The organism is Arsukibacterium tuosuense (assembly GCF_900215315.1).
In the GTDB taxonomy this organism is placed as follows: Bacteria; Pseudomonadota; Gammaproteobacteria; order Enterobacterales; family Alteromonadaceae; genus Alishewanella; species Alishewanella tuosuense.
The window spans coordinates 307,802-328,785 of the sequence record NZ_OBEB01000002.1 but is presented as its reverse complement, the minus strand read 5'-3'; the positions used below and the strand labels follow the sequence as shown (position 1 = coordinate 328,785).

The window sequence follows — 20,984 nt, the reverse complement described above, 5'->3', positions numbered from 1 at the left end:
CCTTTTACAGTAAAATCTGCATTAGTATAGGCCAGCTTTTTATTGGTCGCAGTCGTACTGTGCAAGATAAAACAAAGGCGCCCTAAAGCGCCCTGTTTTACTCACTATACCGCGCGGTATTTTCGGCGGATAACCAGCAAGGCTGAGAGCAGTAGCAATAGCAGGCCGTGCATGCTACCACCAGACGACTTCGCCGGAGGTGGCTCAACCGGGCGCGGTTTTAGCGTTACGCTGATACTCACGCTGGCGCTTGTAACACCACCACGATTGTCACTGACGCTGAAAGTGATAACGTCGGTACCGCTAAAACCAGCTTTAGGCGTGTAGCGCAACTGCTGCTCTGCGGTAATGCTGACACTACCGGTTTGCGCACTGGCACTGGCAATGCTTAACGTATCGCCGTCGACGTCCGACGCATCGCTTAGCACATCAATGTTAATTGCAGTCATATCATCGGTTCTTGCACTGCTGTTGCTAATCGTCGGTGCCTGGTTGTAATACAGCGTCACATTTACTGTTGCACTGCCACTACCATTGTTGCCATCGATGATGGTGTAGCTTAACGTGTCAGTACCAATAAAATCCTGCGCCGGGGTATACCACAGGCTTAAACCATCGTCACTGATAGTAACGTCACCAAAGGCGGTAAACGCCTGGCTGATGGTTAAGCTATCGCCATCTGCATCGGTATCGTTGTCCAGCACCATTAACTGATGCGTCTGGTTCCACTGCTGGTTGTAGCTGTCAGCATTAGCGACAGGTTTGGCATTGTCGCTGCGCTGCATTGATACGCCGCCCGGATCAACAACCGCGGCGTTGACCAGGCCATCATCATCGTTCGGGCCGCCGTCTTCAATGGTGAGCTGCACACACCAGTGACCGGCTGTCAGGCCGGGTTGCCAGTCGGCCGCGCCTGGTGGTGGGCAATAACCGGGATTACCGGCAGCCGAATGCAGTGCATTGTTGGCATCGGTAATAAAGCTTACCCAGTTACCTCGCTGGAATTTGCGATACACGGCATCTTGTGGCACGGCGCTTTGCTGCGGTAACACTACCCGTACCGATTGTCCCGGTGTCGGCAGGTCACGTATGGCGAAATCAAAGATCCCGCCGACGGGTTCAAAGGCCGGGTCGGTTGTTAAATCGTTTAGCGAATCCAATTCATCGATAAGAATTTGCACGCCGCCGGAGCTGCCACTGAGGGCAAATAATCCCAGGCCACAACGGACACCAGGGTCGCACTCAACCAGGTAGCTGCTGGTGGTATTGATTTGCTGCGGCAGAATATTGGGCGACGGCATATTATCGAGATAATCCGGAATGCCGTTTCCATCATTATCGCCAATACCTTCAAGCGCGTCGCTGATACCGTCGCTATCGGTATCGCTATTGGCATCCAGCACGGGTAAGGCGGCGATAACCCGGAAATATACCCTCGCCTGCACCCAAAAGTCCGCCGAATCAGTTACGGTTACCAACACCTCATACCCACCTGACAGGTCAGCCGGGTCGAAACTTATGGCTGCACCGTCTTCGCTAAACGCGATGCTGCTAGGCAGTTGCCAGTCAAAGCTATGCGTATCAGCCACGTTGGCATCGGTTACGGTCGCTATTACCGTTACCTCCCCCCCTGCAGGAGAGACCAGCGAGGTTGCAGTACCTTGCTGCATTACTGCCAGGTTAACTTTTGGTAGCACGTTACCATCGGTAATAGTGACGGTAGTACTGGCATTGGCAGCCAAATTCGGGCCATTGTCCAGGGCAATAAGCAGGTCTTTCGCTGCGTTGCTTGTCAGGTCAGCATAGACATTAAAGCTAATGCCAGCGCGCGCTCCGGAGGCAATACTCACGGTGTCGGCAACCAGGTCATGGTCACCCGCCCCGGCCGAGCCGCTGACACTATAGCTGACGTCAACCGGATAAACCGGCGATGGGCCATTTAGAACTACGTCAACGGTTACCGCACTGTAATTAGCTACAGTCTGCGCTTTGCTTATTGATATCAGCGGCAACACCCGCAATAACTGAGTTGTAGTGCTGCTTACACCATCACTATCGGTGGCAGACCAATATAACAGATGCTCACCCGGACTAAATACCAGGGTATTCTTATCCAGCACTACCGGCAGACGGTTGCCATTACGATCAAGCGCAACGGCAACACCCACATTCACTTTCGTGAACAGGCCAGTGGCATTAACGGTTAAATCATCCGGCACGGTAATCACTGGCGCATCCGGGTTGGTGCCATCAATCTGCAGCATAACATTGGCGCTGGCGTTAAACTCACCATCGCTAATGCTGTAGTTCAGGCTGGCTGTGCCACTAAAGTTGTCCGGCGCACTAAAACGTAGTTGATTATCCGCGATCGTGACACTACCAATACTGGCCGTCGCGAACGTAATACTCAGGCTATCGCCATCGGGGTCGGTATCGTTGGCCAGTACATCCAGCTGATACACGTTGCTGATAGAAAATGACAATGTCAGGTTGTCGTCGATCGCTTCAGGCGCCTCGTTAACATTCACCACTTGCAGGTTAAATGCCGGCAATGCAGCGCTAAGCTCGCCATCCGATACGCTAATCACAATGCCTGAAGTAGTGCCCACATCGTCTTTGGCTGGCGTGCCGGTTAACGCGCCTGTCGCAGTATCGAAAGCCGCCCAGAGCGGTTTATTAACAATACTAAACGTCAGTGTGTCTTCATCAGCATCGGTTGCAGTAGGGGTAAAGCTATAGGCTTCATCCTGATTAACCGAGGTGGCCGGGGTGCCCGTAATAGTTGGTGCGGCATTGACAGCGCTGACTTCAATACTAAACGCCGCCAACGCTGCATTGGCTTCGCCGTCAGAGACACTGATGACAATGCCACTGGTGGTGCCGACATGTTCTTTTGCCGGTGTACCGGTTAACGCGCCTGTCGCTGTATCGAAAGTGGCCCAGACCGGTTTATTAACAATACTAAACGCCAGTGTGTCTTCATCAGCATCGGTTGCAGTAGGGGTAAAGCTATAGGCTTCATCCTGATTAACCGAAGTAGCCGGAGTGCCACTGATAGTCGGTGCGGCATTCACTGCTGTTACTGTAAGGCTAAAGGCTGGCAATGCCGCCGTTAAACTGCCATCAGAGACGCTAATCACAATACCGGTAGTGGTACCTACATCGGTTTTAGCTGGCGTGCCGGTTAAGGCGCCGGTCGACGTGTTAAAGCTGGCCCAGCCTGGCATGTTCGAAATTGCAAAGGTCAGCGTGGTGCCTGAATCAGCGTCGCTGGCGGTAGGGGTAAAGCTATACGCTGTACCTTGTGCCACGCTGGTTGCCGGGCTGCCGCTAATTATTGGTGCGGCATTTGGCGCTTGTGGGGTTACGCTGTTTGACGCCGCAGACGCTACACCGGTACCGCTGGCGTTGGTTGCGGTAACGGTAAAGGTATAGGCCGTACCATTGGTTAAACCGATAACACTAATTGGTGAGCTGGCACCCGTTGCGGTAATACCGCCAGGGCTGGCGGTTACGGTATAACCACTGATTGCCGAACCGCCATTGGAAGCCGGTGCAGTAAAGCTGATCTGCGCTGAGCCATTGCCAGCCACCGCAATTACTGCGGTGGGAGCGCCAGGCACTAGGGTATTTGTCAGACTAAGGTCGTTGCCATCACCTCCGGCATAGCTGGTAACTAAGTTGCTGGCGTTACCACCGGCAACAAAAGTTCCGCCCTCAGCGATACCCGAGAAGGTGCCTGTAATCGCGTCGGCGCCATCATTGCTAATCACTGCATAGCTATCACCATTTGCGGCGACATAGCTGTGAGTAGCTGAGATGTTGGCGCCTGATAACGATACTGTTCCTGCCACATTTAACCGATCGTATTGCATAACAGCAGTCGTACCGGTGATATCCAGTAGCAGATTTGCACCACTGTTAAGCAACAGATTACCGTTCACGGTTAGCAGTCCCGGTCCGGCATTGCCGGGTGACAGATTGCCGTCATCGGCAACGCTAACAGCAGGCGCTGTACCGGTGCCAGTTAAGGTGGCGCCAGAGGCGATAGTTATGCCCGAGCTGCTGGCTATGTCACCGGTTAGCAGTAAAGTGCCCGCCGACACTTGAGTCGCACCGCTAAAGCTGCTGGTTCCGCTAAGGGTAAAAGTGCCTGTGCCGGTTTTAGTTAACGAACCTGAACCGCTAATCACACCTGATAAACTGCTACTGCTATTGTTTGCGCCAGTCGTGAGGGTGGCGCCAAGCAATTTCACATCACCGGCTCCGGCCACTGAGCCTATGGTTTCGCTACTGCTAGGCAGGAGCAGGTTAGCGCCGGCACTGACTGATACCGCCACAGTGTCGGCCAGTGCATTACCGTTAGTCAGCGACAAATGACCCGCTGTAACAGTAACCTGGCCGGTTGCTGTATTGCTGCCACTGAGGGTTAGTATCCCTGCGCCGTTTTTGCTGAGCGCACCGGTGCCGCTGATCACGCCAGCCAGAGTCAGTGAATTGGTATTGCTGATAGTGGCATCACCGGCAAGCGCAATGGCATTAGTAATTGTTTGCGGGCCGCCGGTAACGGTTAACAAGCTGGAAGCATTGATCGTGACTGCACCTGAACCCAGATTAGCCGAATTCGCTGCTGTCACGCCATTGGTGCCAGAAATAGATAGCCCACCCGAGAAACTATTAGTGCCGCTTAGCGTTAAATTACCGCCACTGGTTTTACTCAAAGCACCGCTGCCACTGATATTGCCGGACAGTGTCAGGGTTTGTGCTGCGTTTAATACCTGAATGCCACCGCCACTGGCCCCCAGCACTATGGGGTTATCCAAATTAAAGCTGGCCATGTTATTGCCCAGCACACCGCCATTCAGGATGAGGGTGCCTGTAGAGAAAGCACTATCGCTGCCAACCCACAATTCACCAGCGGTTACAGTAACATCGCCACTGTAACCATTGTTATTAGTATTCGTCAGTATCACGCGACCAGCGCCGGTTTTGGTTAAGGTACCCGCTCCGCTCAATTCAGTCCCCAGGGTTAACCGGTCAGCACTGCCATTGGTCAAACTGAGGCTGCCCGCCAGGGTAAAAGTACTGCCGGTAATAGTGGCAGTGCCCAGCGCATCTGCATCTATAGTAATGCCCGCTGGAATGGTTAAAGGCGCGCCCAAAGTGATAGTGGTAGCGTTCAATGCCACCGCAAAATCGACTGTACCGCTAGCCACTACATAATTAAGCGCCTCACGCAGAGACAGCCCGCCACCATCGGCCAGATCAACCGCCAGGCTGCCGTCGATAGTTGCATCGGCACCGGCATCAGCATTGGTGGTGACGGTAACCGGACCATCTATAGTGACCGCCAAAGCCGCCGAGGCGCTGCTGACATTAGTCGCCGCATCAGTTGCCGTTGCTGTAATGTTGTGGCTGCCATTGGCCATAACACCAGCGGTAAAGCTCCAATTACCCGAGCCATCGGCAGTAGTTGTACCCAAAGTGCCGCTCAGCGACGACATCACCGTTACTGTAGCATTGACCTCTGCCGTGCCGGTAAAGGTTGGCGTATTGTCACTGGTGATGTTGTCGGTATTAGATACGCCGGTATCCGAGGCTGCATCCAAATCTGGTGTACTGGGCGCAGCAGGTGTATCGCGATCCACGCTATGAGTCGTGCCACTGCTGTAAGCCGCTACACCATTGCCAGCCGCATCGGCAATATTGCTTGAGCCGTTTAAGTTCAGCTTCAGGGTGCCGGTACCGGTGATGGTATTAACGGAAACGGTGATACTGGAGCCGGATGCTGCCGATACGCCGGCAATAGAGCCCGCCGCGGTACCCGTAGTAAGTAGGGTAAAGTCATCGGTGGAAATATTGTTGACCGACTCATCAAAGGCCACGGCAAAGTCGATGCTTGCCGCATTGCCCGCCGGTGACCCTGTCGGGGCAATGCTGGTGACGCTGGGGGCGGCTGCATCAACTAAGACCGAGGTTGTTACCCCCACACTATTGAGGGTCAGGTTAGCATCATTAGAAACTGAGTCTCGCAAGGTACCGCCATTCGCGCTCAAGGCTCCAACAGCAATACCATCGGAATCCGATTCTCCCGCTTGAACGGAGTAACGAAATAATAAAGCACCGGTTCCCGAACCACTTTGATAGCTTGCTTGACGAGTTGTCGCGCCAACAGTAATGGATAATTGTGGTGTACCGCCTCCGGTATTAACGGTAACGTTTTCACCGAAGTTAATGGTGAAATCCAAGTTTTGTCCTGCGGTATAAGTAGCATTAGCCGGAACAGTGACGGACATAACTGCTGGCGCAGTTGCATCAACTAATACCGAGGTTGTAGCACCCACACTATTGAGGGTCAGGTTAGCATCATTAGAAGCAGCATCGCGCAAGGTACCGCCATTTGCGCTCAAGACTCCAACAGCAATACCATTGGAATCCGACTCTCCCGCTTGAATGGTGTAACGGAATAATAATGCACCGGTTCCCGAACCACTTTGATAAGTTGCTTGACGAGTTGTCGCGCCAATAGTAATGGATAATTGTGGTGTACCGCCTCCGGTATTGACCGTGACATTGTCATTGAAATTAGCCGTGAAATCTAAATTCTGGCCTGAGATATAGGTTGCGTTCGCTGGAACACTAACGCTACTCACAGTTGGGGCAACACCATCAACAACAATCGCTTTATTGGCGCCTAAGGAGTTTGCCGCCCCCGGGCTTGCCAGTGTCAGGGTAGCATTGTTTGTCGCGGTATCCTTAATTGTGCCGCCGTTCAGTGTTAGGGCACTCGAGCTGATGTAATCTAAATCTGCCGTGCTATCGCCGGCTTGTACTGTGTAGTTAAATGTTAGTGTACTTGAGCCGCTGCCACTGGCGTAATTAGTCGCGCGATCTGTTGCGCCGGTTTCCAGTGTAAGTTGCGGTGTGCCGGTCACTGTTACTGACTCATCAAAATTCACCTGAATAATTATTGAGTCACCAACCTTGTAGGTGCCATTGGCGGTGCTGGAACTAATGGACGTGACCGTTGGGGCAATAGCATCGACAACAAATGCCCCTGTCGGATTAAATGCAATCCCACTGCTGGTACCGTTTAGTACGCCGGAATTGGTTTGGCTGTCATTTACAGACGTACCACTACTTTCATTCAGTTTCCAATAACCAAGCAGGCCTGATTCATTGCCCACCAATTCATTGCTGCGGTTGTTTTGGATCTGCGATTGCGTGCGCGCACTACTCCACAAACGTACATCATCAATACTGCCAACAAAATCATCGACAGCTCCGTGGTTTTGCAACCCAAACAACAGGTTGGTCACTCCCGCTCCCAGATAATCAGGGATACTATTATTGGCGCTTACATCCGCAACGTTTGTTCCCTGTGCCGCACCATCAACATAAAAATCCCAAGTTCCGTTATCAAATACAACTGCAATGTGATACCAGGTTCCTGTGCTTAACGACAAGGCATTACTTTCGGTCAGGCAACCAAAATCACAAGCAATATCGACATTTAACCTTCCAGAGTTCAGTATGAGGCCACCAGCATCAGCTCCACCGGTGAAATCCACTAAATTAATGATCCCACCAACATTGGTAAATTTTGCCCAGAACTCCAGTGTAAATGTTGTCCGATTTGACAGTGCTGAGCCTGCATTCGTCAGCGTAACGGTATCGCCAGCTGTGAAGTCAAAAGATGGGTTTTGTGCATTAGCACCATGGGATGCCATCGCAAAAAAACTGCCTGCAATTAATATTTTCCAATAAGAATGCGAAAATCCGACAATAAGATTCTTGACGGCATGAGCCGTTTTATAAACATGTTGCAGCATGACAAATTTCCAAAATGATTTATGCACTCTGCCAGGGCAGGAAAGGTTGTGGAAGGAGCGTATTTAGCGACAGTCTGTGCCAATAACTTATTAACCGCAAGTGGCGTGTTCACTTTTTGTTCATTCTTATTTTTCAAATTTACGGGGTTTACTGTTGATTATTTCAGTAATATCAGGGCCGCACCCATTACAGTAAGTGCTGCTCCCAGCCGAGCACCGAAAGCAGGGCTGCGTTTGTATACCAGCCACAGTAGCGGCAATACCAGCAACGGGCTGACCGACGACAGCCATAAAGTTTGCGTTTTATTTGCATGAACAAAGGCCTGGCGCTTTTATATACAGTGTAATTAATCCGGCGTAGATCCGAATTGCTCTGTGCAAAAACAAAAAAGCTGCAGACGGGCTGCAGCTTTTTTAATTAAGTTACCAACTTATTGTTTGGTAACGGTCAGCTCTGGCGTTTCGGTTAATGTGGCATCTAACAGGAAGTTATATACCGCATCGTCGGCGAACGTCATATTCAGGTTGTCATTACTACCCTGGATCCGTAGCGGGGTGTCCTCCGTTACCGTAGCGCCATCCGGCCCTGCGCCCATATTCACCGTAGCCCAGTCACTGGAAGCCACTTTAAACTCGTAGCTGCCGGCGGTGATACTGATATCTACGCTGTACAGGTTGGCGCCGAGGTATTCAAAGGCATCTGCTTCACCCCAGTCATTCATGCCACCGCGCAGGAAGACCGTTGTAGCACCATAAGGTACATATTCGCTGACAGTCAGCACCGGTGCTACCGGGTTAACCGCATTTAAGGTGAACACGTAGGACGAATTACTATCGACAGTAAGCAACAGGTTATCGTTACTTGGCTCAATTACAATTGGCGTGTCAACTGCAACCTGGTTACCGGCGGCACCTGCCCCCAGGTTCACCGTTGCCCAGTCGCCTGAAGCTACTTTAAACTCATAGCTACCGGCATTGATATTTAAGGTTGCCGTGTAGATACCCGCACCATCATAGTTAAAGGCATCGGCTTCACCCCAGTCGTTCATGCCACCACGAACAAACACGGTAGTGGCCTGATACGGCGGAATATCCGGCGCGCCCAGGGTGGCATCAGCTGCTAAGCCCGGGCCTTGCTCACCCATCTGCGCTTTAACAAATACCGCCATGCTGTAGGCCGGCACGGTAAAGGTGCCTTCATCAGTACCAGCGGTAAAGCTGGCCATGCTAACCATGCTGTCGACCGAGGCCTGCTGCATCGGGTGCAAGTCAAAACCGGCAGCCGTAGGTACCGTATGCGACTGCTCCTGAGCGGTGCCATTAACCATTACCACTAAGGCGTCATGCATCGGGTCTAAATCAGTCAAGCCGGAGCCATCGTCAATTGACATCACGATAACGCCCTGAGTCTGGTTACTGCCAATATTATGAAAACCAACCCGCTCCATCACATCGTCTGCCGTGGTAAGCCTAAACAGCGGGCTGCCACTGCGAATTGCCAGGAACTCCGTAAACACATCGGAGGCAAACATAATATCGGTGTCGCTAACCTGGGTTTGCGGGTTCAGGAATAATCCGGCAATGCTGTCCCAGTTATCCCGGTTTTTCTCGGCATTAGGTAAGCCCACCGCCCAGTTGTTGGTTTGCATGGTGAAATCAACATAGTTGAACCAGTCGCCTGAGTCATAGCTGTCGCGGTCCATTGATTTTGAGCGCAGGAAGTCGCCACCCATTTGCAGGAACGGAATACCCTGGCTCATCAGCGGGATAGCAATGGCCATATTCTGGGCCCGCACCCGCTCGGTAACACTCAGCGTTTCCGGTAAACGGCTTTGCAGAATATCCCACAGGGTTTCGTTATCGTGTTTCGACACATAGTTGATGATGTCGGCCGGATCTTCCGCATAACCTGCCGCCTGGCCATTCCAGTTGGCGCTGGACGCCGGGCCGGTAATATCGCGATAGTTTTTCAGCACATAGTCTTTTAAGGTACCGGCTAAGCTGATGCGGATAATATCCTGCTCAGCCAGATTGCCGTCATCGTTAACCCCGCTGAAAATGGCGGCACTACGCACGCCTTCCCGAATGCGGTCATTAAAGGTACCCACTTCGCTACCTGCCATATCCTGTTGTTTGGCCTGGGTGAACAGACGGTTGTCTGCGACTTCACCAAAGTTCCAGCCTTCACCGTAGAAGTAAGTATTGGCATCTACTGCCCGCACCGCTTCGCGCGCGGCTAACAGGTTGTCTTTCGGATGATGGCCCATAATGTCAAAGCGGAAGTCGTTAAAGCCAAAGTCGCGGGCTAAAATAACTAACGAGTCTTTAATAAACTTATCGAACATTTTGTGCTCGGTGGCGGTGTTTTCACAGCAGGTTGAACGTTCAATCGCACCGCTGACCTCGTTGTAACGATGGTAATAACCCGGTACCAGTTTATCGAACACCGAGTTATCAAACAGGCCTGAACTGCTGGTATGGTTGTAGACCACATCCAGCGCGACCCTAAGGCCAATGTCGTTTAACGCTTTCACCATGGCACGCACTTCTTTAATCCGTACGGCACCTTCCGGATCAGAGGCATAGCTGCCCTCTACCGCAATAAAGTGATGCGGGTCGTAGCCCCAGTTAAAACCGTCAATCCGGCGGATAGACTCAACCAGAGCCTGGGCATCATCACTGTATGGCAGGTAGCCTTCCAGTAATGACAGCAGGGTAGCGCTATCGCTCTCCACGCCACAGACCGGTGCCTCGGCGTTCAACGCACACAGCTCAGCTACGGTGTCGGTTAAGTTGATCCGGCGGTTGGCACGCTCTTCTATATTGGCCTGATCGTTTAACGGCAGCACATGAAAATGGGTTAAGCCATTGTCAGCCAGTTTTTTCAGATGGCTTACCGGCGCCGACTCCATCTCAGTAAAGGCCAGATACTTACCCCGGTTCGCCTCACTGGTACTCATGTCACGCACGCTGAAATCGCGGACATGGCCTTCGTAAATCACGATATCTTCCGGATTGGCTACCACTGGCACAGTGCGTTCGCTCCAGCCTTCTGGTGCTAAGTCGGCATCGGCCAGATTAACGAACTGACTGTAACGGCCGTTAGTCGACACGCTGACGGAGTAAGGGTCGGTGCTTTCAATGGTTTCCACTGCCCGGGTTAACGGGTGGTATACCGTCACTTCATAACGGTAGAATTTACGATCCAGCGCACTGCTGGCAGCGGAATACGACCAGACACCCGTTTGCTCGTCCAGGCTCATCGGATGGCTGGCTGCAACAGTTTTGTCGTCGTTGTACACTTTTAAGGTCATGCTGCGTGCGGTCGGGCCCCATACGGCAGCGGTAATATTACCGTCGGCATAATGCACCCCTAAACTGGCATCCAGCGCACTGTTATCACTACTGGCATATAAAGCATCCAGCACCTTGGCAACCTGGACATAACTGGCGGCAACCAGTTCACCGTCGCTGTTATAGGCAGCCAGTGCCAGCTGGTTTTTCGCCATGGCTTTGGCTTCATCTGCGGTAAAATCAACACTGAATGCGGCCGCATTAGCCAGGTGCGGCACCAGGGCTTTTTGCTCATCGCTCAGCTCGGCTGGCGTCAGTTCAATACTGCTGCCTTCCAGCTCGTCGTTGTTATTAACTTCAAGGTCGGCATCGGCTGAGTGAAACAGTTTAACCACTGGTGCAGTATCGGCAGCTGTGGCGTTCCAGATAAAGGTATTGGTGTCTAACCAGTGACCGGCTGCACCCTGAATACTGACGCCTAACGATAATATCGGGAACTCAAATACGCCGTTGACACCGGAGAACACCCAGTTCATCCGGGCAAAGTCCGGGTCGTCCTGCGATAACGGCATTTGCATATCCGGGCCCGGGTCTTTACCAGCGTCTTCGGTACCAATATGGATAATAAAATTACCACAGGCGCCCTCAGTACCGGCATAACCCGGTTTTAAATCCAGCACCCAGTACGCGCCGTAATTCGGGTCAACACCATCGTGGATCAGACCATTCGACCAGGCAGCAGCAATAGACGATGCGGCATAGGCATCACAGGCTTCGTTGTTCCAGGTGTGTAAGCGATAGCCATCGTAAGCATCGTCCTGCGGCCGGTTATAAAACAGCACCGCCTGATTTTCGCCTGCCATGACCACCGGGGCGGGGGCATTGGGATCGCGGCCACTGACACAACTTTCATTATCGACATCGGGAAAGGTGCCGGTCGGGCAGGAAATGGGTGGCGGGTCGATACATTGGCTGCCACTGGCATCCGGTATTTGCGGTACATTACAGGTTAACAGTACTTCACCAGGTTCGGTTGAATCACCGCCACACGCAGCTAATACACTGACCGTCAGAGTCAGTGCGCCTATCCTGAACAGGCTTGTTAGGTTAAACATTGTTGGATTAAACATTATTCTTTTACTCCAGATTATTCTGTTTCCCGCCACAGCAGGCTTGGCCTACGCTGTAGCGTTATGCTGGGTTAAAACGAGTACACGGCACCGACAAAGTACTGCCTGCCGAAAAACTGCAAGGTTCCGGTTTGAGCCTTCTGGCCAAAATAACTTTTGGTCGGCTCGTCAGTCAGGTTATTTACCTGGAACAACAGCTTCAGGTTGTCGTTAAACTCGTAACCAAATTGCATATCAACCACTAACTCACTGTCGAAGTTGGTAATTTGTTCATCTATACCCACCTGGCTCGACACAAAGGGTGAACGGTAACGGGCATTAACCCGCGCCTCTACGCCTTCATGCTCCCAGAACAGGGTGCCGTTAAAGACATTTTTTGATAAACCTTCAAAGGTGGTGGTAATGGCTTCACCGCCCAGGGTATTAATCAGTTCCACTTCACTTTCGGTATAAGAATAACTGCCGCTAACCCCTAAGCCCGACCAGAAATCAGGTAAAAAGTCGAACACGTGGGTGTAGGCCAACTCCAGGCCGCGGATGTAACCACCGCGGTCGTTGTTAACAGCCGTAGAGAAGGCACCGTTAAAGGTAGCCCGCGGTACGCCGTCTTCATTGACAATCACATCCGGCACGGCAAAGCCTGCGCCAGCGAAATCAAATTCCTGAATGGTAAAATCGTTGATAAAGTTCTGAATATCTTTATAAAACAACGCCGCGACTACAGCTCCGCTGCCAAAATAGTACTCGTAAGATAAATCGTACTGGTTAGCCTCAAATGGCCGTAAAAACGGGCTGTTTGAGCTGGAACCGTTAATTTCACCATCATCGCTGATATTGATAGAGGTATTCGACGCCAGGCGGTTAATTGGTGGCCGTGAAATTACTTTAGCCGCCGCAAAACGCAGATAAGTGTTTTCAGTCAGGTTTAAGTTTAAATTGATGCTGGGCAGATAGTGGGTGTATTTGTCACCCAGAATACTTTGCGCATACTGGTTATTAACCAGACCGGCGTCGTCCGTAATATTCTGAGCACCACGCAGCACATCACCGCCGACATCGGTTAAGTCGGTTGCCGACTGGTCCGATGTTACCCTGCGCACCCCGACATTACCGGTTAGTGGTAAATCGAAAATTTCGGTATCCAGGTTAGCCATCAGGTAAGCGGCCAGCACATCTTCGTAGACCTCACCACTTTGCAATACCGACCAGCTGGTATCGACGTTCGAGGTCGGGTCACGATTAACCACGCCGACATTGCCGGCACCCCAGGTTTGTACCGGTTGTGGCACCCCTTGCGGGAACCAGGCGGTCAGTGCCTTATCCAGATCGATAGCCAGGTAGCTGGGATAATTAGCAAAGTCGCCCTGAAAATCGACCACTGTTGCCATATCTGCGGTTAACTGTAGCGGTGGCTGCGAGTTTAAAAAGGCGCCATCGCTGCCGTATTCAAATACCGAGCGGTCATTACTGTAAGTGCGCTCAGAGAAACGCACACCCACTTCAAATGAGCGGACAACTGGTAAATCGAGGTCATAGCTCAGGTCCAGTTTAACTGCATTGACTTCATCACTGTTTACAAAGGGGTAAATACCGTACTTGCTGACCATTACCCGATCAATATCAGAAAAGGCATCCGCCTGATTAAAACCAATATCCGGCAGGTTCATGCCATTCAGTAAGTACGAGATCGACACATTGGTATCAAGCTGCGGTGCGGCAACAGTGGCATCCTCAGCCACCAGCGCCCACAGCAGGCCGTTTCTGAAATCACTGCTGGCAGTGGAGTGCGATACGTCGAATACCAGGTTAGTGCGGTCGTTAATATCCCAGTTGGCAGCAATACCGAAGCTTTTCACTTCGTCATAGTCGCGGTTGTCGTCGTTAACAATTTCTACCCGGGTAAAGCTTTGCGATGTGCGGTTAAAGGTACCGCCAATCACCGAGCGGTTATTCAGCACCGGGTTACCTACCGCTGCGGCGTCACCGCCGAACTTCACCCTGAAACCACGGGCAAAAGACTCTTTGTCGAACTGCGAAATAAAGGCATCGGCTTTTAAACTAAAGGCGTCATGCGGTTGCCATTCAATAGAACCCAGATAACCGTTGCGGGTTTCTTCACCGCCTAAATGCTGAATTTCAAAGCCTTCACTGATAAATTCGTTTTGCTCATCACCGGCCACATCTTTCTGGCCGTTATAGGCCAGACCAATAAACTGGGTAGCAACACTGGGTTGATACAGGCGGGCATAACCCAGCGCCAGGCCCAGCGTATTATCGAGAAATTTACCCTGATAGGAAAAACTAAAGCGATGGCCGGTATCCTGGCCGTCTGGCACTTCATCAGCGCGGTCATTAAACATACCACGCAGGTTAACGTTAAAACTGTGATCTTTGTCGTTCTGCAACACACTGGTGGTTTTCAGTTCAACGGTACCGGCAACCCCGCCTTCAATTAACGAAGCCTTCGGCGATTTATATACCGCCGCCGAGTTAATCAGCTCCGACGGATACTGGTCAAATTCGATGTTACGCTTGCCGCTGGTTGAAACCTGCTCGCGGCCATTTAAGGTGGAAAATACAAAGCCACCTGACATACCGCGAATGTTTATTTCGGCGGCCTGACCACCGGTCCGCACCGCAGAAATGCCCGGTAAACGGGTCAGTGCGTCGGCTATTGATACATCGGGCAGTGCACCTAAATCGTCGGCGGAAATGGTTTCAGAGACCACATCGCCAAAGCGTTTACTGTCGAGCGAGCGAAACAGGCTACTGGCAAAACCGCGCACCTGAATTACTTCAACCTGCTGCTCTTCGGCCACCGGCTCCTCTGCTGGTGGCTGTTGCTGGGCAGCCACCAACGAACTTAGCCCTGCTGTACTGACAGCAAGGCTAAGCAGACTAAGCTTAAACTTATTCATACTCTCGTCCCCGTTTTGTTTTTATTGTTGGTTGCGCTTTCCATGCGATACGGGCCAACCGACTCGGGCACGAAATAATGCAGCCATAATTGTTGTAAGGTTAGTTATTAACCTATTTGGGGCAACTGGCAATATGAATACGTATTCACAAGCGCTAAAATGGCGCAGCGGTCATTTGCCGGTAACCAAAATGGTGCAACCGGTTACAGACTTTTCATTAGCCGTAACTCAGGCTATGTTAGCCTGCAAGATGCTATGACTATTGGCCCAGCAATAAGGAAACCGTCAGGTGAAAAAAACAGCTAAAAGCTCGGTAATGGTGTACAGGCTGGAACGTTTGCTGGAGGTATTGTATTCCAGTGAAGCCAGCTGCTTTTATCAGCGCAGCAAAGCTTTTTTTGCCAGTTACCGCCAGCAGCAGGCTGAGTTGAAAAAAGCCGAACAGCGCTGGCAGCAACTGCAACAGGCGGCCAGTGTCAGTCAGGCAGAACGCCAGCAGGCACGGCAGCATTACAGCGAACTTCAGTACCAGGACGAACGGGCCAGGCTGATGCGCTGGGCCGATTTACATATGCTGGCCGAGCAGCTGCTCAAGCTATCTGAGGGGGAAAGCAACAGTGAAACCCTGGCATTCAGTGCCCGCTTACTCGGTTGCCTGCAAATTATGGTGCCGACTGCCAAGCGCCAGCGTGAACTGGTACAGTTTGCCTATAAACCATTATACCGGGCAGTACTGAGCCTGCGGCTGTTGGATCATTTACTGGCTCAGCAGTTGCTCGATGAGCCGGCCCTGGTCAGCCACTACCAATTGCGCAACCGCCAGGCACCGGATGACTGCCCGTACCGCCAGCATGTGCAATTACCTATTGTTATGGCAGTGCTGCTGCAGGATATCGGCCTACTGCACCCGGACGCTCTGGGCATAATTCAGGGCGAACTAGCCCAGTTTGATTCTGGCAGACCGTTAAATCTGGACGAGCGCGAAAGGCTGCTGCAAGTCAGCAGCGCAGCCAGTCTGGCATTATTACAGCAAGGCTTTGGTATAGCGCCATACAAAGGCAATGATAAAGCCGAGCGCGAACAGTACTTTGCCGCCCAGCAGCAACGGTTGCACTGGCTAAGTCAGTTGTTGCAGCTAAATCCTGCTGATAAAACCCTGTTTGGCAGCCTGTTAAAGGTGCCGCAGGTGTATGCCTCTATTGTGTTGCCGGGCCGGCAGCGTTTTAACTACGCCTTGCTGCCCAAAGCCGCATTATTAATGCGCGAGGGCGCCAGAAGGAATGAATACAATGGCCTGCTGGTTGATCAACTACTTCGGATAACCGGCTTATTTCCGCAGGGTTATGGCGTGGTGTTTACCCCGCTGGCTGCCGATAATCAACCACAGGACCGCTATGAATTTGCCATTGTTAACGGCCTTTACCCGCAAAAGCCCGAGCAGCCAAACTGCCGGGTGGTCAGCCGTCAGCAGCAGTACCGCAATACCGGCATAGACATCAGCCTGCAGACCGATTACAACCTGTATTTTAAAGCCGCCCGCGAACGGCTGGAGGTACTGCCCGAGCATCGTCTCAAAGCATTGCTTAACGCGTTATATCAGGACGGCGAAGCGCGTTATCTTCGAAAACTACTGCCGCGCTGCTGGCAGCCCGAGCAGTTTTTTACCGATCCGGCCCACCAGAATTTATGGCAGAACGCCACTATGAAGCAAAACTAGCTCCGGATACCCAGCTTCGAGCAAAAACCCATAAAGCTTTAACAAAAAAATCGCTGACAGCGTAATGCGATCAGCGATTTTTATCAGGTTGAAGTAAATTAAGCAGTGAGTTCTTTTTGAATCATCTCAAACAGCTGGTCTTTTAGCAGCAATCTTTGCTTCTTGCGTGTTTCCAGATACTCATCTGCTGTTGTTTCTGCGCCGGTCTCAATCCGCCGCACTTCATGATCAACATCATGATATTCATCAAATAACCGGGCAAAATGGCTGTTTTCCATTTTTAAGGTATGAATCAACGCTTTGTGTTCTGGAAATTCATGAATTAAATCGTGCTTCTCATTTAACATTAACAGTACCCCTAACGGTATGTGTTGGTGATGCCACTACTTTAACGCAATGCCAGTGCCCATGGCCTGATCCAGATCAACAGACCTCTGCCCGGGCAATATGCAGCAATTAACTGCCTTCAAAAGACATAATATCCAGCGTAGTGTCGCAGTTTAATAACCTTGAGATCGGGCAGGTTAGTTTTGCTTCCACTGCGGCTTTTTCAAACTCTTCACCACTGATACCCGGTACTTTGGCGTCTAACTTAATTTCAGATTTTGTGATGGTGAAGCCGTCGCCGTCTTTGACCAGAGTGATGCTGGCTTTGGAGCTTAAGGACCCTTTGCTGAAGCCCTGTTTGGCCAGGCCAAAGGATAATGCCATCGTGAAACAGGAAGCATGTGCTGCAGCAATTTGCTCTTCGGGGTTGGTGCCCTGCTTGTCTTCAAACCGGGTATTAAAGCCGTAAGGTTGGTCTTTTAACGCGCCTGACTGGGTGGAAACATGCCCTTTGCCATCTTTGCCCAGACCTTCATAGGTTGCTGTTGCCCAATTGATAATTGCCATGTCGTTCTCCTTTTATTGCTAACAGTTGTTTGTGTTACATCCAGTTAAGTATAGTCAGCAAAAGCTGTTCCACTTTGCCAAGGCCACGCCAATCGGGTGTTTAGTCTTTCTATGCTGCGGCTGGCACGGTAAAGAATTCACGCTGGCAGCGCATAATTGTAAAAATTGCCGAACTTTTCTATTTGCCAGCGGTAACTTAGCGTCAGATCTTTTAAGTCTCATGCCTATTATTATCCGCACTAAATAGCTAAATAAATTTAACAAATGTTATATGTTTATTCTTATAGGTAAACTATCTTTGATAAAGGCAATAACGCCCGGCAATTCTTAATATTAAAATGGACGCTGATATGAAAAGAACTTTATGGCTTGTTGCAGTATTATCGTTGGCCCCGATAACTACTTGCGCTCAGGGTAAAGCCGGGGCATCTGAGTGGCAGCTGATCCCGGTTGCCGCAGAAATGGAAATCATTGATGACCAGGGCATCACGAAAACGATTAGCCCCAGCTGTGCTTTTGACACAGTAGCAAACCCAATTAACGGCGAACCTCTGGATAACGCGTTTCACTTTTATTTTAAACAAGGCAAAAATAAAAACCTGTTAGTCTTCTTTAATGGTGGCGGTGCTTGCTGGAACGATGCAACCTGTGTTGCTTCACTGGCCCTGGCAGGTGTGCCGGAAGCCCGCCCGGCTTATAACCCGTCAATATTGGCCGAAAATTCGCCGATAAACGCGGGCGGAATTTTTGACGATAACGAAAAAGATAACCCGTTTAAAGACTGGAGTAAGGTATATATTCCTTATTGCACCGGCGATATCCACATTGGGTCGAGTGATACTGTATATACAGATGTAGACGGCACGATAACCGGCTATCCGGGGGCTCCGGTAACCGTTAAACACCGTGGTTTTGATAATTTTATGGCCGTCAGAGAATGGTTGAAAAACCATACAGAGGGTAAGAAGCAGAAAAAAATTAAGAAGTTATTGGTAACTGGCTCAAGCGCTGGTGGTTATGGTGCAACCTTGAATTTTCCTTATTTACAGACCGCCTTTCCTGAAGCAGACAGCGCGTTATTTGCCGATGCTTCTGAGGCTATTGTAACCCAGGGTTTTATCGATAGTGTGCTTGATTACGATAAGGTCTGGAATGTTGAGGCGAGCCTGCCGCTGCTGTTTAGTGAAGCATTAACGACATATTACGCATTGGATTTTAACTCTGACATTTTCACAAAATTGAGCGGGGCCTACCCACAAAGTCGATTCGCGCAGTACACGACGCAATTCGACTGGGTACAAGTACAGTTTTTAAAAATTATGGACCAAAATGATCTGGGTAACAGTAATCCTTTTTCGTGGGGCATAACCGAGTCTGACTATTTATACTTTGCCGAGTGGAATGCCAGAATGGAAGCGACGTTAGCCTTGCTATCTGAGACAACAACTAACTACCAGTACTATATTGGCAGCGGCAATGTTCACACTATCCTGACAGATGAATTTGCCACGCCCGACGTGCCTCATCCGTTTTATCAGGAGCAGAGTGCAGCAAATGTGAAATTTACAAAATGGTTAGATCGCTTTGTAAAATCAGGTAAATTTAAAGCGCACAGCGTCAAGTATTCAGATTAAACTTGCAAAGGCCAGCCATTAACAAGAGGTGTATCCACTCTTGCTAATTGCTGGCCAAATCGATGAGCCAGGTGCTGCTGTAAATACTGCCATCTGGCAAAGTTTAATATTGGCTCAGCGTTTGATATAGACCTTATAACCCCATGCCGGCAGTGTCAGCGAAGTATCAGCTGAAAATTCAGCATTGCTGCCAGTAAAATATTCCTGGTAATTACCATGGTGTAAGTGGGCTTTAAAACTAACCTGCCGGGGTGTATCTGAAAAGTTAAAGACAGCAAATACCTTGCTGTTGTCATCCTGGCGCACAAAACTCAGTACCTGATTGGCCTGACTATTATGGACCGGGATCATCCGGGCACCCCAGGTTGAATTCCAAAGCGCCGACTGCGATTTTTTCAGCTGAATCAACTTTTTATACAACTCACCATTGGCATGGTCACGCCAGACAATCGGGTCTTTCTCAAAGAATTCCAGCCGTTTTTCATTACCGGCTTCCTGGCCGTTATACAGCATTGGAATGCCTTCACTGACAAAAGATAATACGCTGACGGCCGGCAACGCCTCGCCAAACATTTCAAACTCGGTGCCTTCCCAGGCGTTCTGATCATGGTTGCTGGTGCCCAGTAAGCGCATGACCTGCTGTGGAAAGTATTTTTCATTCCACGAATAGTAAACATATAACTTGTTAACGTCGGCGTGACCGGTCACCACGGCATGCACCGCCTGGTGCCAGGTCCAGCCGTAGGTGGCATCAAAGGCCTCGGCATGAAAATCGCGGCCTTCAAATTCGGCCAGCATAAATACCGGTTTAATCTGATCCAGTTCGCTGCGCACATTCTCCCAGAAATCCAGTGGCACAAAGCCAGCTACGTCGGCCCGAAAGCCATCAAAGCCAATTTCCTTAACCCAGTATTTCATCGCGTCTGTCATATACTGGCGCAGGCCGGGCTGGCTGTAATCCAGCTCGATAATATCGCTCCAGTCCCACCACGGGGTTGGCCGGAAGTCGCCTTTCCAGTCGCGGATATACCACTGTGGGTTTTGCTCAGCTAAGGTGTTATCCCAGGCGGTATGGTTGGCTACCCAATCCAGAATAACGTACATACCCTGCTGGTGAGCAGCGGCAATAAAGGCTTTAATATCCTGTTTGGTACCAAACTCCGGGTTTACCCCATAGTAATCTTTTATTGAATAAGGGCTGCCCAGGCTGCCTTTACGGTTCACCTCGCCAATCGGCTGAATAGGCATTAACCACAGAATATCCACCCCCAGCGCTTTTAACCTTGGCAGTTGCTGCTGCGCGGCGGCAAAGGTACCTTCAGCGGTAAACTGGCGGGTATTGATCTGATAAATAACCGCATCTTTGCTCCACTTTGGGTGGCTGAGTTTAACGTACGGTTCTGGTTGATAGCGCTCATTCGTGCTGTCGGTCATGGCGGCTTCCGTGTTGTCTGCAAGCGGCTTGCCGCTATCAGTACTACCGGACAGGGTACTGCCAGCGCAACTGCTTAACAGTAAAGCGGCAAGCAAGCCTAAGCCTGCTTTAAATAGTGAGGTCGTCATAG

The 20,984-nt window shown here is 50.8% G+C and carries 8 protein-coding genes; 2 read left to right on the top strand and 6 right to left on the bottom strand.

Going from position 1 to position 20,984, the window contains the following annotated elements; translation table 11 throughout:
* Nucleotides 1-104 precede the first annotated feature (104 nt).
* The 3 genes from CRO03_RS05950 to CRO03_RS05935 form a co-directional block, all read right to left on the bottom strand.
* Nucleotides 105-7,832: an Ig-like domain-containing protein gene (locus CRO03_RS05950; RefSeq protein WP_097110701.1), complete on the bottom strand. Its 7,728-nt coding sequence runs from the start codon at nucleotides 7,830-7,832 to the stop codon at nucleotides 105-107.
* Between the two features lie 431 nt (nucleotides 7,833-8,263).
* Nucleotides 8,264-12,256, bottom strand: a complete 3,993-nt coding sequence (locus CRO03_RS05940; protein WP_212682355.1) for an alpha-1,6-glucosidase domain-containing protein — start codon at nucleotides 12,254-12,256, stop codon at nucleotides 8,264-8,266.
* A gap of 71 nt (nucleotides 12,257-12,327) precedes the next feature.
* The gene (locus CRO03_RS05935) at nucleotides 12,328-15,174 is read right to left on the bottom strand and encodes a TonB-dependent receptor (protein WP_097110700.1); all 2,847 of its coding nucleotides are present in this window, start codon (nucleotides 15,172-15,174) and stop codon (nucleotides 12,328-12,330) included.
* A gap of 289 nt (nucleotides 15,175-15,463) precedes the next feature.
* Between CRO03_RS05935 and CRO03_RS05930 the strand changes: the two genes are divergently transcribed.
* Nucleotides 15,464-16,891 carry a hypothetical protein gene (locus CRO03_RS05930; protein WP_097110699.1) on the top strand — a complete coding sequence of 476 codons (1,428 nt, stop codon included), beginning with the start codon at nucleotides 15,464-15,466 and terminating at the stop codon, nucleotides 16,889-16,891.
* A gap of 98 nt (nucleotides 16,892-16,989) precedes the next feature.
* Here CRO03_RS05930 and CRO03_RS05925 read toward each other — a convergent pair whose 3' ends face one another.
* Nucleotides 16,990-17,238 (bottom strand): HP1242/YdcH family protein, encoded by a 249-nt coding sequence (locus CRO03_RS05925; RefSeq protein ID WP_097110698.1) that lies wholly within the window; start codon nucleotides 17,236-17,238, stop codon nucleotides 16,990-16,992.
* Between the two features lie 109 nt (nucleotides 17,239-17,347).
* Complete coding sequence (locus CRO03_RS05920) at nucleotides 17,348-17,785, bottom strand: OsmC family protein (RefSeq protein ID WP_097110697.1); 438 nt, start codon at nucleotides 17,783-17,785, stop codon at nucleotides 17,348-17,350.
* A gap of 350 nt (nucleotides 17,786-18,135) precedes the next feature.
* Here CRO03_RS05920 and CRO03_RS05915 point away from each other — a divergent pair, with 350 nt between their 5' ends.
* Nucleotides 18,136-19,419 (top strand): pectin acetylesterase-family hydrolase, encoded by a 1,284-nt coding sequence (locus tag CRO03_RS05915; RefSeq protein ID WP_097110899.1) that lies wholly within the window; start codon nucleotides 18,136-18,138, stop codon nucleotides 19,417-19,419.
* Between the two features lie 114 nt (nucleotides 19,420-19,533).
* Here the strand turns inward: CRO03_RS05915 and CRO03_RS05910 are convergent, their stop codons facing one another.
* On the bottom strand, nucleotides 19,534-20,982 hold the full coding sequence (locus CRO03_RS05910; RefSeq protein WP_097110696.1) for an alpha-amylase family glycosyl hydrolase: 1,449 nt from the start codon (nucleotides 20,980-20,982) through the stop codon (nucleotides 19,534-19,536).
* Nucleotides 20,983-20,984 lie beyond the last annotated feature (2 nt).